This window comes from Micromonospora sp. U21 (assembly GCF_018070045.1).
Classification (GTDB): domain Bacteria; phylum Actinomycetota; class Actinomycetes; order Mycobacteriales; family Micromonosporaceae; genus Micromonospora.
This window is the reverse complement of the sequence record NZ_JAGPYK010000017.1, coordinates 129,996-144,696: the sequence shown is the minus strand read 5'-3', so window position 1 is coordinate 144,696 and position 14,701 is coordinate 129,996. Positions and strand designations below refer to the sequence as shown.

Below are 14,701 nucleotides of genomic sequence, written 5' to 3'. Positions count from 1 at the left end.
CGCGCTCGCTATGGAGCTGATGTCGTAAACGGATCGGCGGTGAACCTGCCGCCACTCAGCTTCGACTGCTATCGATCTACTGTTCTGCTCGCTGCTGAGCCAAGAGCCAAGAGCCGTGAGCCGTGAGCCGTGAGCCGTGCGCTGTGCGCTGTGCGCCGTGCGCTGTGCTGTGTGCCGGGCGCCGTGAGCCGTGAGCCGTGCGCCGCCGGGTCGGGTCGGGCGGTGAATCGTTTACGACATCAGCTCCAAAGCGTCTGCGCAGTGGTGGGTTGGTGCCGCCGAAGGCCCACCGAGGCGGTGCGCCAACAGGGACGGGCAGTGTGGACGGGCAGCGCGTACGGGCAGTGCGCACGGGCGGCGTCGGTGAGGCTGCCGCGGCGCCGGTGCGCCCCGCCTGGAGCCGACGACGGGGGTCAGAGGGCGAGCTTCATTCCCTCGTGGCTGGCCACGAAGCCGAGGCTCAGGTAAAAGCGGTGCGCGTCCTGGCGGGCCTTGTCCGTGGTGAGCTGCACCAGCGTGCAGCCGCGCCGTCGAGCCTGGTCGATGGCCCAGGCCATCAGCGCGCGGCCCAGCCCGTGGCCACGCCGGTCGGAGCGGACCCGGACCGACTCGATCAGGGACCGCTCGGCGCCGTGCCGGCCGAGCCCCGGGATGTAGGTGATCTGGAGGCAGCCGACCAGCTCGCCATCCTGCTCGGCGACGATCAGATGGTTGCGCGGATCGGCGCTGATGTCCGCGAAAGCCCGCTCGTACGCCTCGTCGACCGTGGTGAAGTCGCGGGCCTTGCCCAGCACGTCGTCGGCGAGCAGGGCGATGACGGCGGGCAGGTCGGCCCGGACCGCCTCGCGGTAGATCACATCGGTCATGCCGGTGAGCCTGGCACAACGACATCGGCGGATGGGGCGGTGCCACTTGCCGGTGCGGGGCAGCATGGGCGGCATGGAGGCCCTGCTGCTGCCGTTCCGCTGGATCTACCGGGCGTTGGTGTGGTTCGCGAACTCGCCGCGCACCCTGATCACGTCGTACCTGCTGATGATCGTGGTGGCCGGGGTGATCTACGGCGAGGTCGAGCAGCGCAGCCCCGCCGACGCGGTCTGGTGGGCGGTGGTGACCGCGTCCACCGTCGGGTACGGCGACATCTCACCGACCAGTTGGGCGGGCCGTACCCTCGCCGCGCTGCTCATCTCGACCATGGTCCTGCTGGTCATCCCACTGATCACCGCGCACTTCGCCAGCCGGCTCATCGTCGACGACGACGCCTTCGAGCACGAGGAGCAGGAGCAGCTCAAGGCCGACGTGCGCCGGATGCGGGCGCTGTTGGAGGAGCTGGCCGCCCGGCAGGGCATCGAGCTGCCGCCGCTGCCGCCGACCCGGCCGGTCACCGGGCCGGGCAGCGCAGCCCCTCCCTGGGAACAGTCAGGTCGATCAGGTAGGCGTCGACCGCGGCGGTGATGCAGGAGGTCTGCGGGTAGGCGGTGTGCCCCTCACCCTCCCAGGTGAGCACTCGGCCGACGCCGAGCATCGAGGCGAGCCGACCGGTCTGCTCATAGGGCGTCGCCGGGTCGCCGGTGGTGCCGACCACCACGATCGGCGGCGCGCCGGTCGCCCGGCCGGTCGGGTACGGGTCCCGTTCGCCCGGCCACTCGACGCAGCTCAGCATGCCGACCGCGAGCGCCGGCCCGAACAGCGGATACTTCGTGCGCCACTGCGACTGCAACTGGCGGATCTGCTCCCGGCTCGGCTTCTCCGTCTCGTCCGCGCAGTTGATGGCGAGGTTGGCGTCGAACAGGTTCGAGTAGTGGCCGTCGTCCCCCCGACCGGCGTACGCGTCGGCGAGCCGGAACACGTCCTTCGGGTCGCCCTCGGCCAGCCGGTCGATCGCGCGGGCCAGCTCCTGCCAGCCGGACTCGGTGTAGAGCGAGGAGATGACCGCGTAGAAGACCCAGCCGGCGGTGGCCTCCCGCCCGTCGTCGCCGCGGACCGGGGAGACCCGCGCCTTGTCGATCGCCGAGGTGACCGCGGCGCGCGCGTCCGGGGCGATCGGGCAGCGGGCGGCGTTCGCCGCGCACCAGCGGGTGAAGTTGCCGAAGGCCCGCTCGAAGCCGCGGGCCTGACTCTCCGACCCGGCCACCAGCCGCTGCCGCGGGTCGACCGCACCGTCCAGGACCAGCGCCCGCACCCGCTGGGGATAGAGCTGGGCGTAGATGGCGCCGAGCAGCGTGCCGTAGGAGTAGCCCAGGTAGGTGAGCTTGTCGTCGCCGACGGCGGCGCGGACCGCGTCCATGTCCCGGGCGGCCTGTTCGCTGCCGTAGAGCGGCAGCTGGTCGCCGTACCGGTCGCCGCAGCCGCGCCCGATCCGCTGGCTCAGCCCCACGAAGCCGTCGAACGCGGCCTGGCCGGTCGGATCCGGGTCGTAGCCGAAGCTGGCGTCCAGGTTGGCGTCGGAGATGCATTTGACCGGGCTGGACCGGCTCACCCCGCGAGGGTCGAAGCCGACGATGTCGAAGCGCTCGGTGATCGTGGTGGGCAGCCCGCCGAACTGGGTGCCGAAGGAGAGATAGACGGCGGTGTCGACGCCGGAGCCGCCGGGGCCGCCCGGGTTGACCACCAGTGAGCCGACCCGGTCCCGCTGCTTGGTGGACCGGGCCCGCAGCAGAGCGATCTCGAAGGTCTGCCCCGCGCCCGGCCCGGCGGTCGCTCCGCCGCCGGTGCCCCAGTCGCGCGGCACGGCGATCCGGGCGCACTCGTAGCGCATGTCCGGGGCGCCCCGCCCGACCAGCTCGTCGGCGACCTCCGGGCAGGCCCTCCAGGCCGGCGCGCCACCGGCCGGCGCCGCTTCGCCCTCCACCTCGGTACGCGGCGCGAAGGCCGGCAGGGTGCAGCCGGCGGTGAGCAGCGCGGCCACGGCGAAGGCGGCGAGACGACGACGGACCCGGCGACTGGTCGCCATCCGAGGCTGGTCGGCGGTGCGGGTCACGTGGTCCTCCGGAGTCGGGTCGACGGCCAGGCTACGCCGGGCCGGTGGCGGCCCGGTCCACGGTGGCCGCCGGGTCGCCGCGCAGCACCTGGTCCACGTCGAAGCGGATCGGGCGGTCGAGCTGGTCGTAGCGGCACGAGCGGGGATCGCGGTCCGGTCGCCACCGGACGAACTGTGCGGTGTGCCGGAACCGCTCGCCCTCCATCGCGTCGTAGCCGACCTCGACCACCAGCTCCGGGCGCAGCGGCTCCCACTCGAGGTTCTTCGTGCCGGTCCACCGGCTGACCCCGCCGGGGATGCGCTGGCCGCGCTCGTGGTCGCCGTGCACCCACGGGTGCTCGCCGCCGATGTCCCGGTAGGGGGCCAGCTCGTCGAGAAGCTCTGCCCGGCGGGCCATGGTGAACGACGCGCTCACCCCCACGTGGTGCAGCACTCCCGCGTCGTCATAGAGGCCGAGCAGCAGTGAGCCGACCACCGGACCGGACTTGTGCCAGCGGAAGCCCGCCACCACCGCGTCCGCGGTGCGGGCGTGCTTGACCTTGACCATCAGCCGCTTGCCCGGCTCGTACGGCAGGTCGGCCGGCTTGACGATCAACCCGTCCAGCCCGGCGCCCTCGAAGACGTCGAACCAGCGGCGCGCGGTCTCCGGATCGGTGGTGACCTGGGTGACGTGCACCGGCGGACGGACCTCGGCGAGCGCCTCGACCAGCCGCTCCCGGCGGCGCGGATAGGGCTGGTCGAGCAGCGCCTCGTCACCGATGGCCAGCAGGTCGAAGGCGACGAAGTCGGCCGGGGTGGTCTCGGCCAGCAGCTTCACCCGGGACGCGGCCGGGTGGATGCGCTGGGCCAGCAGCTCGAAATCCAGCCGGGGCTGACCACCCGGGCCGTCCCGCCGGATCACGATCAGCTCGCCGTCGACCGCGCACCGCTCGGGCAGCTGCCGGCGTGCCTGCTCGACCACCTCCGGGAAGTAGCGGGTCATCGACTTGCCGCCCCGGCTTGCCAGCTCCACCTCGTCGCCGTCGCGGAACACGATGCACCGGAACCCGTCCCACTTGGGCTCATACGTCATCCCGGGCGCGGTGGGCAGCTTGGGAACACTCTTGGCCAGCATCGGCTCGACCGGGGGGTTGATCGGCAGGTCCACGGCGACCAGTCAATCAGACGGTGCCGACAGTCGTGAGGCAGATCACCGTGGGTACCGGGGTGGCGTGTCCGCCCGCGCGTCGCTCGTCCTGTCCGGGCGAATCGGATAACCGCAGGTCAGAGCTAGTTTCGCGGGGTGTCCGAGTGGGTCTGCGACTGCTGCGGGCGGTGGCGGGTGAGCGTCGAGCTGATCCGGGGCCGCTACCGGTACCGACTGGTCCGTCGCTACCCGGAGCGGTTCGGCGGTGGCAAGAACGTGCTCGGCGAGGCCGGGTCGGTGTCCGAGCTGGCGGAGCTGCTGCGCCGCTGCACCCCGCTCAGCCTGGCCGACCTGCACGAAGCCGCCTGACTCCCCGGCGGCGCCCCCACGGGCCGGATGTGCCGGCCGGCCGGCGGATGCCGGCGGCACGATCCACCGGGCAGCCTCGTCTCCATGGCGCGGCGGCGCCGGGCGGCGCCGCCGGGGAGGAGACGCGATGCGGTTCGAAGCCGGCACGGAGATCGCCGCCGACCCCCGGCGGGTCTGGGCGGTGCTGGTCGACGTGCAGCGGTGGCCCGAGTGGACGACCTCGGTACGCCGGGTCCAGCGGGGGGATCCGGGGCCGTTCACCGTCGGCGCGACCGCCCGGCTGGACCAGCCGAAACTGCGGCCGGCGGTCTGGCGGGTCACCGAGCTGACCGAGGGCCAGGCGTTCACCTGGGTCTCCGATGCCCCCGGGGTGCGCACCCGCGCGGAGCACCGGGTGCTGCCGCTGCCCGGCGGGCGCACCCGGGTCGAGCTGACCATCGTCCAGTCCGGGCCGCTCGCCAGGCCGGTCGGCTGGCTGTACGGCGGTCTGCTGCGCCGCTATCTGGAGCTGGAGGCCGACGGGCTCCGGCGTCGGTGCGAACGGGGCTGACCGCTTCTCGACCGGTGGCCCGGACGCGCCGGCCGTACCCTGACCGTGTCCGGACGAGGACGAGGACGAGGGGGAGCGGTGGCCGAGCTGACGTACCCGGAGGTGGGGCGGACGCGGCATGGGCCGCTGCCCGGCGGATACCACCACCTGCGCCACCGGTTTCCGCTACCGGCCGGCTGCTTCGAGCCGGCGGCCGAGGCGGTGCTGAGCTGGCGGCTGCACCGCGTCGCCGGGGTGCGGATGCGCACCGACGCGCCGCGGGCCACCGAGGGCGTCCTGGTGAGCGCCGGTCTGGGCATCGGGCCGGCCCGCATCTGGGGGCCCTGCCAGGTGATCTGGAGCGAGGACTCGCCCCGGCTCGCCGGCTTCGGCTACGGCACCCTGCCCGGGCACCCGGAGCGGGGCGAGGAGGCGTTCGTGGTCGGCCGCGACGACACCGGCGCGGTCTGGTTCGAGGTACGCGCGTTCAGCCGCCCGGACCGCTGGTTCACCCGCGCCGCCGGCCCGGCCGCCCGGGCCGTGCAGCACGGGTACGCCTGGTGGCTCGGCCGCACCCTGCGCCGGCTCTGCGCCGACCGCTGAGCGCCGTCGGTCAGAACCGGGCGAACGAGCGGATCGGCGCGCGAGGACCGTACTTCGGCGCCTGGATGCCGGCGGCCTCGAGCAGCAGACAGACCCGGCCCCGGTGACCCCGGAACGGCTCCAGCAGGGCCAGCATCCGGGCGTCGTCACCCCGTGGCTCGCCGGCGAGCGCCCAGGCCACCCTGTTCGGTATGTGGTAGTCGCCGACGCTGACCGCGTCCGCGTCGCCGTAGGCGGTCCGGACCACCTCGGCGGCGGTCCACGGCCCGATACCGGCCACGGCGGTCAGCCGGCGGGTGGCCTCGGTGGCGTCGGCGCAGCGCTCCAACCGGTCGGCGACCGCGGCGACCCGACGCAGCGTGTCGGCCCGGCGCTGCTCCACGCCGAACGGGTGGAACACCCAGTACGGGGTGGCGGCCACCGCGGCGGCCTCGGGCGGCAGCAGCAGCGGTTGCAACGGACCGGGGGCCGGCTCGCCGAAGTGCCGCACTGTCGCCGAGTACGCCCGGTACGACTCCTTGCCGGTGACCTTCTGTTCGAAGACCGCGCGCAGCAGCCGGGGAAAGACCTGCCCGGTGGCCGGCATCCGCAGCCCGCGGTGCTCGCGGGCCAGTCGGGCGACCAGCGGGTGCGCCGCGGCCAGCTCGGCGAAGCCGGTCAGGTCGTCCCGGAGCCCGGCGATCGAGTCGGCCCGGGTCAGCACGTGTTCGGCGCCCGGCCCGTAGCCCTCGGCGACCAGTTCGCCGCCGGCCGGCCGCAGGGCCAGCGTGGCCGGCCCGTCCGGAGTGCGGGTGGCCCACCAGAACGTGCCGGCGGCGACGCGGGCGCACGGGTCGTACGGGCTGAAGGTGAGCGAGCGGACCGACGCGGCAAGCCGGTAGCCGGGCGGCGGGTGCAGCACCCTGGTCGCGGCGGGCTCCGTTGCGGTCACCCGGCCACTCTGCCAGGCACCGACGCGGCACCGGAAGGCGGTATACCGGTGCGCGGCCGGACGCGGCAGCAGCGTGCAGACACCATCGGTCCACCGTTGTGCCGCATTCATGCCCACCGAACGGACAGAATTAAACGGGCTAAATAGTGCAAGACTATTATATGTGACGATTATCGGTGGGCGGGACATCGATCTTGTGGTTGTTTGGTGACCAGTAGGTGAAGGTGCTGCTTCGGGCTCACCTGCGGCGGCCACACCCGTCCGGACGGGCAGGCCCGGGCCCGGGGCTGGGTGGTGGTCGGGGATCCGCGGCAGTCGCAGCGTGCCCCTCAACCCTGCCCGGCTCGTCGCGCAGCGTCACGGGGGAGCTGTGGAGAGGCATGCGGTGAAGGCTGCGCGAGTGAATGTCCGGTCAGAACGGCCTCCCGCATGATCGCCCTACGGATCTACCGCGCGCTGCCCCAACCTCTTCGGCGCCGACTGGTCAACCTGCTTCCCGCACACCGGCGGATGAGCGTCGTGCGTACCCTCTCCGGACCGCGCGGCGGCGGCACCGTCCACCCGCTGGGTGCTCGGGTGACGGTGCCCGACGGCGGCGTCCGTACCCGGGCCGAGGTGGTCGCCGCGGCCACACCGTTGGAGCTGTGGCACCGCAACCTGGCGGCGGTCACGAGCGCCCTGGAGTCAGCCGGGATCGACTACCACTGCCTGCGTAACGATGACTTCCTCCGCAGCTCGGTCGCGGTTCTCGACGACCACCGTGCCGCCGTCAGCCGGCTGGTGCGCTCGGCACCCGCGCTGGAGGGCGCGCACGTCCGGGTCGTCGAGGTGCTGCCCAGCCGGGATCAGCCGGAGGCGGCGCCGGCCGAGGTGTTCCAGATCTGGTTCCCGGTGACCGACGCCCGGGCGGGTGTGGTCCTCGGCGCGCAGTTCGCCTGCGAGGTCGAGTTCTGGACGCGACACCACGACGTGGTCCGCGCGCCCCGGCACAACGCGGTTATCGATGAGGCGCCCGCCGGGGCGGAGCCGGTCCGGGTCGCCGCCGCGCTGCTCAGCCACTTCGTGCCCGAGGCCGACGACCACACGTACCGCACCCGCCGTGACCTCACCGTCCGTGCCCCGGACCGGGTTGGTTTTCCGATCGACGCCGTCTACACCTGGGTGGACGGTTCGGACCCGGAGTGGTTGAAGCGGAAGATGGCCGCACTCGGCACCCCCGATGGTCCGCTGCACGCGATCGCGGCGAACACGTCGCGCTACCACAACCGGGACGAGCTGCGGTATTCGATGCGGTCGCTGCACAGCTTCGCACCGTGGCTACGCCGGATCTTCCTGATCACCGACAGTCAGCTGCCCAGCTGGCTCGACCCGAGCCACCCGATGGTCACCGTCGTGTCGCACGCCGAGCTCTTCGCCGACCTCGGTGGTCAGTCGTCGTTCAACTCCCACGCCATCGAGTCCCGGCTGCACCGCATCGACGGTCTGGCAGAGCACTTCCTCTACCTCAACGACGACGTCTTCCTGGGCCGGCCACTGCTGCCGACGCACTTCTTCCACGCCAACGGGATAGCGAAGTTCTTCCTGTCACCGGCGCAGTTCGGGCTGGGCGAGGCGAAGCCGACCGACCCGCCGGTGAAGGCTGCCGGCAAGAACAACCGCCGGCACATCCAGCGGCAGTTCGGCGTCACGATCACCCAGAAGATGAAGCACACGCCGTTCGCACTCCGGCGCAGCATCATGCGGCAGATCGAGGTCACCCTGCAGACGGACGTGACGGCGACCGCCCAGCACCGCTTCCGTCACCACGGCGACCTCTCGATCCCGTCGTCGCTGCACCAGTACTGGGCGTACCTGACCGCGCAGGCGGTCCCCGGCGACATCGAGTACGAGTACGCCGACCTCGGTCATCCCTCGACGCCCGCCCGCCTCACCGAGTTGCTCGCCCGTCGGCACCGCGACGTCTTCTGCCTAAACGACACCGACTCGGACCCGAATGCCTTCCAGGAGCAGGAGAGCATGCTGGCCGACTTCCTGCCGCGCTACCTGCCCTTCCCGGCGCCGTTCGAGCTGGCCGACGACGTGATCGCCGAACGCCGGAAGGCCGGGGCCACCGACCTGTGGCGACAGGCTCGCGGGGCGGACCGGCGCGGCAGGCAGCTGGACGCGCCGACGACCCCCGCACTCAAGGTCGGCCGGCACGCGGATTCGGCCGTGGTGCACAAACCCCGGGTCGGCCCCCGGCTGGACGCGCCGACCCTGCCCTCGGGCCGCATCGCTGCCGGCCGACATGCCGACCCCCAGGCGGAGGAGCCCCGCCCGGGACCGGACCTTCCGCCGCGCTAGGGCCGGTGTCGAGGTCCCCGCTCAGCGGGGGCCTCGACACCGCAGTCCCCGCTCAGCGGGCCTGGTTGCGGATGCTGCCCCGCTCGAACTGACTGGCAACGGGGAAGTAGCTCTCGAGGAAGGTCATGACGATCCGGCCCTGCTCCTCGGCGTCGAGATGACCGTGGTGGGTGTCGTTGAGGCAGAACGAGTCGTAGCTCCGGGTCGTCATGATCTGGGTCAGCTGCGGGTGCTCCCGCGGCTCGCCGGTGTTGACGTAGCTCATCCGGATGCTGCCCGGCACGGACCGCCCGGTGAGGTACCCGACGTAGTGGTGCAGCGAGGACGCGACCGAGACGTCGGAGTGGGCCCGCACCTGGGACGCGGCGGTGAGCTTCACGTCGTCGGCGAACTGCTGATCCAGGTCGTTGGCGACGCTGCGGGTCATCGCGTAGGGCGCGTGCAGCAGGCCATGGGTCAGCGTACGACCGAACGCGTTCCGGATCAGCTGGCGGTTGTTCTTGGCCGCGCTGAAGTTGAAGTCGTCCTCCGCCGTGACGTCGAGCATCGGGATCGGCGTCGGTGAGACGAAGAACTTCGCCAGGCCGGTCGGATCGAAGAACAGCGTCGGCTGGATCGGGCGGCCCAGGAAGAAGTCGTCGTTGAAGTAGATGAAGTGCTCGGCGAGGCCGTCGATGTGGTGCAGTTGCGACTCGATGGCGTGTGAGTTGAACGTCGGCAGGGTGCCGCGTCCACCGAACAGCTCGCGGTGGTCCACGACGGCGACCCGGGGGTGGTCGGTGTCGAGCCAGGTCGGGGTCTGGCCCGCCGTCACCACGTAGATGTTGCGGACCCACGGCGCGTACATGTCGATGGAGCGCAGCGAGTAGCGCAGCTCGTCGCGGTCCCGGAAACGGGCCGACCCGTCCGCCGCCGCGAGCGGCTCCCGCCCCAGCTCCGCGAGGACCCGGTCCTTGGCCGCGCGCCACTGCGGGTCGTCCCCGTCCACCCAGGTGTAGACCACGTCGATCGGGAAGGCCACATCGGATACGAGTCGGTGGGTGAAGGGCTCGATGGTCGGATGCTCCCGCCCCCGCACGGTCAGGGTGGCCGGTGTCATGGCCGCCACCGGGACGCTGGGGCCGAGCAGTGTGGGGCGGGTGGCGACCAGCGCCGAGCCGTCCTGTGACGGAGTCCAGAACTCGACGTCACAGCCGAGGGCGGGCCCGTACCGGAGGGTCCGCGACGCCGACACCACCGGCCGGAACAGCCGCAGGCCGATGGCCTCGGCGGACCGACTCTCGCTGGTCAGGCACGCGGCGAGGGTCACGGCCGTGACCTTGGCGCCCGTGGCGAGGGTCTCGGCGTAGAAGGGCGCGGCGGAGAACTCCTCCGCGAGGGCGGCGAACACCGCGTCGCGATGCTCCGGGGCGACCACCACCCGGTGTCGGACGCCGTGGTCGCGCGCCACCCAGTAGGGGATGCCCCGCCCCCAGAGGAGATCGGTGACCGCGGCGAAGTTCGCGTGGGCGGCGTCGGCGGGCGTCAGGTCGTCCCGGACGACGCTGAGGCGGCCGCCGGAGCGGACCAGCCCCGCGACGGTCTCCTGGATGCGCTCCTCGACGGCCGCCACGTCCAGCCCGCTCGTGACCTGAGCGGGACGCGGTGCGGCGGGAGCGAAGCCGGCTCCGCCGGTGCGCCCGATCCACGCCGCGAGCCGGTCGGCACGGGCCTGTTCACCCTCGGCACGCCCCGCGATCAGGTCCGCGTAGAGCTGCTCCCAGCGCTGCATGATCGGATCGATGCGGTAGTCCTCGGCGGCGCGCAGGGCGCTGGCGCCGAAGTCCTGCCGCAGCCGCTCGTCCGCGATGAGTCTCATCATCGCGTCGGCCAGACCGTCGATGTCGCCCGAGCTGACCAGGAAACCGTTCGCACCGTGGGTGATGATCTCGGCCGGACCGGTCTGGATGTCGTACGCCACCGCGGGCACGCCGGCCGCGAACGCCTCCAGCAGCACCAGCGGGAGCGCCTCACCGTCGCGCGAGGAGAGCAGCGCGACGCTGGTCTTCGACCACTCCTCGACCATCCGGCTGGTCGGCCCGAGCACCTGCACGTTGTCGCTCAGACCGAGGTCAGCGGCGAGGCCGCGCATCTCACCGAGCAGCGGGCCGTCGCCGAAGATCCGTAGCGTCCACTCCGGGTACGTGTCGGCGACCGTGCGGAAGGCGCGGATGGCGTGGTCGATGCGCTTTTCCGGCACCATCCGACCCGCCACGCTCACCACGGGGTTGCGGAGGGTGGACCGAGGACGGAACCCGTCGGGGATGCTGTTCTGGATGACCTCGATCCGCGGGCAGGACGAGGCGAAGGTGTCGACGAACCAGTCCCGGGTGCGGTCCGTCAGCACCACCAGCGCGTCCAGTCGCGGGGCGAACTGGAACAGCGGCTCGCCGGTCCCGCCCCGCAACTGCGACGGCCGGTGCTCCTGGTGCACCGTCACCACGGACGGCGGCGCCAGTGTGGTGGCCATGGCCATCAACGCCGGCGAGGAGGAGACGAGCACGTCGGTGTCGAGCGACCGCAGTGCCCGGTCAATCTCCAGGTCCGCCAGGCGGCTGCCCTGCTTCTCCCACCGGGCCGGCATCAACCGGCTCGGGCTGCGGTACAGCGCCGCGTACGCCTCGTCGTCGACGCTCGTCGGCCGGGTCGGCCGCGGCGCCGGGCCGGTCAGGTCGACGAGGTACCGCATCCGTACCCGCTCGTCAGCCTGGAAGAAGCCCTCGGCGCTGGTGCGGTAGACGCTGATCACCTCGACCGTGTGACGCCGTGCGAGGTGGTCGGCCTGGGTGAGGATGGCGCGTTCCGTGCCGCCCATGGCGTCGGCGGTCAGCAGGAGGAATGTGATCTTCAACTCGGTGTCCCCGTGAAACGTGTGAAGCGGAGGCAGGCCACCGCCAAATTGCCGGCTGCGGTGTAGTACGGGCGGTAACCAACGAACTGGTCGCCGTCCAGCGGTAGGACGGCCCGGCTGACGCGGAGGACCGTACGCGGGTCGGCGAGGTCGTGCAGGAACCGGCCGAGCCGGACCATGCGGGTGGTGGAGGTGCGCACCCACGCTTCCCAGATGACCTCCTCGCCCGGCTGGTCCGGCGCCAGGTCGGCGAGGGGTACGACGAACTCGAAGCCGTCGTCGACCGGCGCGATGGGCACGACCACGTCGGCGCCACCGCCGCGCGGCGTGAAGACGATCGCCGGGGCGTCCTGCGGCCGTACGCCGACGAACCGTGCGCGGATCCGGGCCTCGGCGTGGCCGGTCGCCAGCTGAACCACCTCGGCCCGGGCGCGCGCGCCGGTGACCGTGAGCTGCGCGAGCCCGTTGCCGCTGCGCCCCGGCCGGTACAGCCATCCGGACACCGGGTGCGGCGGGTTGCCAACGGTCGGTCCGTCTCGGTCCGGGGTCTCGTCCACGGTCAGGGAGAAGCGACGTTCACCCGCCGGGCCGGCGTCCACCGCGAGCCCCACCGACCAGGTGCCCTTGGTCAGCGGAACCTCGTCGGGGGAGTCACCGAGACGGGCCACCACCTCCACGGCGAGCCGACCGTCCTCCCGCCGGATCGTCGCCGGGCAGCGGAGCGTGTCGCCCTCGTGCACGAAGAAGACCTCGGCCCGGTCGGCGGGTTCGGTGTCGGCCGGCAGTACCGCGTGCACGTGCAGCGTGCGCCCGTCGAGTACGGCGAAGAAGTCGCAGTCGGCCGGCGGCAGCCCGGCGACCGGGTCGTGCCGCAGGCGGGTGACCCGCTCGACGAGCCGGTCGGTGACCAGACCGGCGCGGCGGCGGGCACCGTACATCGCCTGCAACAGGCGGGGCTGCGCCAACCGGTTGGGCGGATTCATCGGACCCGCTCGGGTTCGTCGGTCGCCCCGTCGACCCCGCCGGGCGTGGAGGCCTGCCCACCGGAGATCGCGGCGGCCTCCGGGAGGTACGTCGCAGCCCGCGCCGTCGCCGTCATCCCCGCCCGTTCCGCCTCGACCTCGGCCGGGAGCTCGAACGGTGCCCGGAACGGGAAGTACGCCGACAGGAAGTCGGTCAGCATGGCGAGCTGCTCGGAGAGGAGGACCTCGCCCGAGTCGGTGTCGTTGAGGCAGAACACGTCGCAGTGCCGCCGGGCCAGCAGGGTGGCCAGCTTCACCGGGGTGGACGGGTCGGCCAGGTCGGCGTACGTGTAGCGGATCGACCCGGGCACCGCCTGGCCGGAGAAGAACGACCAGTAGTGCTGCAACGAGGACGGGATCGAGAGATCCCTCGGGTGCCGGAACTGATGCCCGGCGGTGCCCACCACCTCGGCCGGCAGGTGCCGCTCGATGTCCTCCAGCACACTCTTGCGCAGCGGGTACGGGACGTGCCGCATCTTCTGCGTGATGGTGCGCCCGAACCGTTCCTCGATGTGCCGGCGGTTGTTCTTGCCGGCCGCGGTCACCGGTGCGTCGTGCACGGTCGCCGGGCCGACATCCAACTGGGCCGGCGACGGAAAGAACTTCGCGATGCCGTTGGCGTGGAAGAACGTGGTCGGGAGCAGCGGGCGCCCGAAGAACATGTCGTCGTTGACGTAGATGAAGTGCTCGCTGAGGCCCGGGATGAGGTGCAGCCGGGACTCGATGGCGTGCGAGTTGAAGGTCGGCAGCTGGCCGGTGGCACCGAAGATCTCGCGGTGGCGCACCACCCGCACCATCGGGTGTTCGACGTCCAGCCACGGCGGGACCTGGTCGTCGGTCACCAGGTAGATCTGCCGGACCCACGGCGCGAACGCCAGCACGGAGCGCAGTGAATACCGCAGCTCGTCGCGGCTGGCGTAGCGGGAGTCGTGCGCGCCGACCAGATTGATCTCGGCCTGCCCGTGCTCACGCAGGGCCGCGTTCTTCCGGGTCTGCCAGTCGCTGTCGTCACCGTCGACCCAGGTGTAGACGAGGTCGATCGGAAAGGTGATGTGCTCGTGGCCGAGGCCGGCGAACTCGGCCCGGGTGCGGTAGGTGGCCGGCCCACCGGCCGGCACGAAGCGGCTGAGTTGGGACGCCGGGACGCGGATCGTCTCGCCCGTTTCCGGAACGGCCGTCGCGACCTGGTTTCCACGCGGCGCGACGAGATCCGCCTCGGGCTTCTCCTGTAGCGACACCGTACGCCAGAACTCGACCTCGCAGGCGAAGGCGCTGCCCAGGACGGTGTGACCGAAGGGGTCGGTGACCGCGTGGAAGACCTGTGCGATCGCATCGCGGTGGCTGGCGACGACCTCGCGGCGGCCGGCGTCGATGAAACGCAGGGTGACCCCGTCGGTCGACGTGGCCCGGCCGAGCACCTGGAGCACCTTCGCCCGGTGCTTGCGCGACACGGCGATCGCGCTGCGCAGGTCGTCGGCGTGACGGACGTGGAAAGCGTCGATCCCGGCCTCGTCGAGCGCCCGGGTCACCAGGTCGATGTTGCGCTGCCGGAGGGCCAGCGGCGTCGCCTCCTCGACGACCCGAGCCTGCACCCGGAGGCCGTCGACGTCGCGGACCTGACGCACCTCACCGGGTGCGGTCCGGGAGCGGCGGGCGGCGGTGACCTGGGTCAGCCGGCGGACGAGCCAGAGCTGCCGCTGGGGCGGCACGAGCTGGATGAGCCGGTCCCGGTACGCCTTCGGCACCACCCGGTGGGCACGCAGATTCATCCTCGACCACCGTTCCGAAGCGTCCGCGCGCCATTCACGATCCGGCGGCGCGGGTGGGCCGGGCCACTCCGTTCCGACCGCGGAAGGGCAACGATCACCCTGCTTCCCACGCCTTGCCCCCGTTTCCTGTCGTCGACCGGTG

General features: G+C 72.2%; 12 protein-coding genes. 5 read left to right on the top strand and 7 right to left on the bottom strand.

Going from position 1 to position 14,701, the window contains the following annotated elements; translation table 11 throughout:
• Positions 1-413: 413 nt before the first annotated feature.
• The gene (locus tag KBX63_RS22105; protein ID WP_210913557.1) at positions 414-866 is read right to left on the bottom strand and encodes a GNAT family N-acetyltransferase; all 453 of its coding nucleotides are present in this window, start codon (positions 864-866) and stop codon (positions 414-416) included.
• A 73-nt stretch (positions 867-939) separates the two neighbouring features.
• Between KBX63_RS22105 and KBX63_RS22100 the strand changes: the two genes are divergently transcribed.
• Entirely contained in the window at positions 940-1,452 is a 513-nt protein-coding gene (locus KBX63_RS22100; protein ID WP_210913555.1) for a potassium channel family protein, read from the top strand.
• Here the strand turns inward: KBX63_RS22100 and KBX63_RS22095 are convergent.
• A complete protein-coding gene (locus KBX63_RS22095; RefSeq protein ID WP_210913606.1) occupies positions 1,379-2,950 on the bottom strand; it encodes an alpha/beta hydrolase in 1,572 nt (523 codons plus the stop codon). The two genes, KBX63_RS22100 and KBX63_RS22095, sit on opposite strands and share 74 nt — an antisense overlap.
• Positions 2,951-3,008: 58 nt before the next feature.
• Positions 3,009-4,124: an ATP-dependent DNA ligase gene (locus tag KBX63_RS22090; RefSeq protein ID WP_210913553.1), complete on the bottom strand. Its 1,116-nt coding sequence runs from the start codon at positions 4,122-4,124 to the stop codon at positions 3,009-3,011.
• Between the two features lie 135 nt (positions 4,125-4,259).
• Here KBX63_RS22090 and KBX63_RS22085 point away from each other — a divergent pair, with 135 nt between their 5' ends.
• The 3 genes from KBX63_RS22085 to KBX63_RS22075 all read left to right on the top strand — a co-directional run bounded on the left by KBX63_RS22085 (position 4,260) and on the right by KBX63_RS22075 (position 5,604).
• Positions 4,260-4,472: a hypothetical protein gene (locus tag KBX63_RS22085; RefSeq protein ID WP_210913552.1), complete on the top strand. Its 213-nt coding sequence runs from the start codon at positions 4,260-4,262 to the stop codon at positions 4,470-4,472.
• Between the two features lie 127 nt (positions 4,473-4,599).
• A complete protein-coding gene (locus tag KBX63_RS22080; RefSeq protein WP_210913550.1) occupies positions 4,600-5,022 on the top strand; it encodes an SRPBCC family protein in 423 nt (140 codons plus the stop codon).
• Between the two features lie 78 nt (positions 5,023-5,100).
• Complete coding sequence (locus tag KBX63_RS22075; RefSeq protein WP_210913548.1) at positions 5,101-5,604, top strand: DUF1990 family protein; 504 nt, start codon at positions 5,101-5,103, stop codon at positions 5,602-5,604.
• 10 nt (positions 5,605-5,614) lie between these two features.
• Here the strand turns inward: KBX63_RS22075 and KBX63_RS22070 are convergent, their stop codons facing one another.
• The gene (locus tag KBX63_RS22070) at positions 5,615-6,535 is read right to left on the bottom strand and encodes a DNA-3-methyladenine glycosylase (RefSeq protein WP_210913546.1); all 921 of its coding nucleotides are present in this window, start codon (positions 6,533-6,535) and stop codon (positions 5,615-5,617) included.
• Between the two features lie 429 nt (positions 6,536-6,964).
• Here KBX63_RS22070 and KBX63_RS22065 point away from each other — a divergent pair, with 429 nt between their 5' ends.
• Positions 6,965-8,878, top strand: coding sequence for a stealth family protein (locus KBX63_RS22065; RefSeq protein WP_210913544.1), 1,914 nt, complete (start codon positions 6,965-6,967; stop codon positions 8,876-8,878).
• Between the two features lie 52 nt (positions 8,879-8,930).
• Here the strand turns inward: KBX63_RS22065 and KBX63_RS22060 are convergent, their stop codons facing one another.
• The 3 genes from KBX63_RS22060 to KBX63_RS22050 are packed head-to-tail and all read right to left on the bottom strand — an operon-like array spanning position 8,931 to position 14,559.
• Positions 8,931-11,768, bottom strand: coding sequence for a Stealth CR1 domain-containing protein (locus tag KBX63_RS22060; protein WP_210913542.1), 2,838 nt, complete (start codon positions 11,766-11,768; stop codon positions 8,931-8,933).
• A complete protein-coding gene (locus KBX63_RS22055) occupies positions 11,765-12,751 on the bottom strand; it encodes a hypothetical protein (protein ID WP_210913539.1) in 987 nt (328 codons plus the stop codon). Before KBX63_RS22055 ends, KBX63_RS22060 begins: the two co-directional genes overlap by 4 nt.
• The gene (locus KBX63_RS22050; protein ID WP_210913538.1) at positions 12,748-14,559 is read right to left on the bottom strand and encodes a stealth family protein; all 1,812 of its coding nucleotides are present in this window, start codon (positions 14,557-14,559) and stop codon (positions 12,748-12,750) included. Before KBX63_RS22050 ends, KBX63_RS22055 begins: the two co-directional genes overlap by 4 nt.
• Positions 14,560-14,701 lie beyond the last annotated feature (142 nt).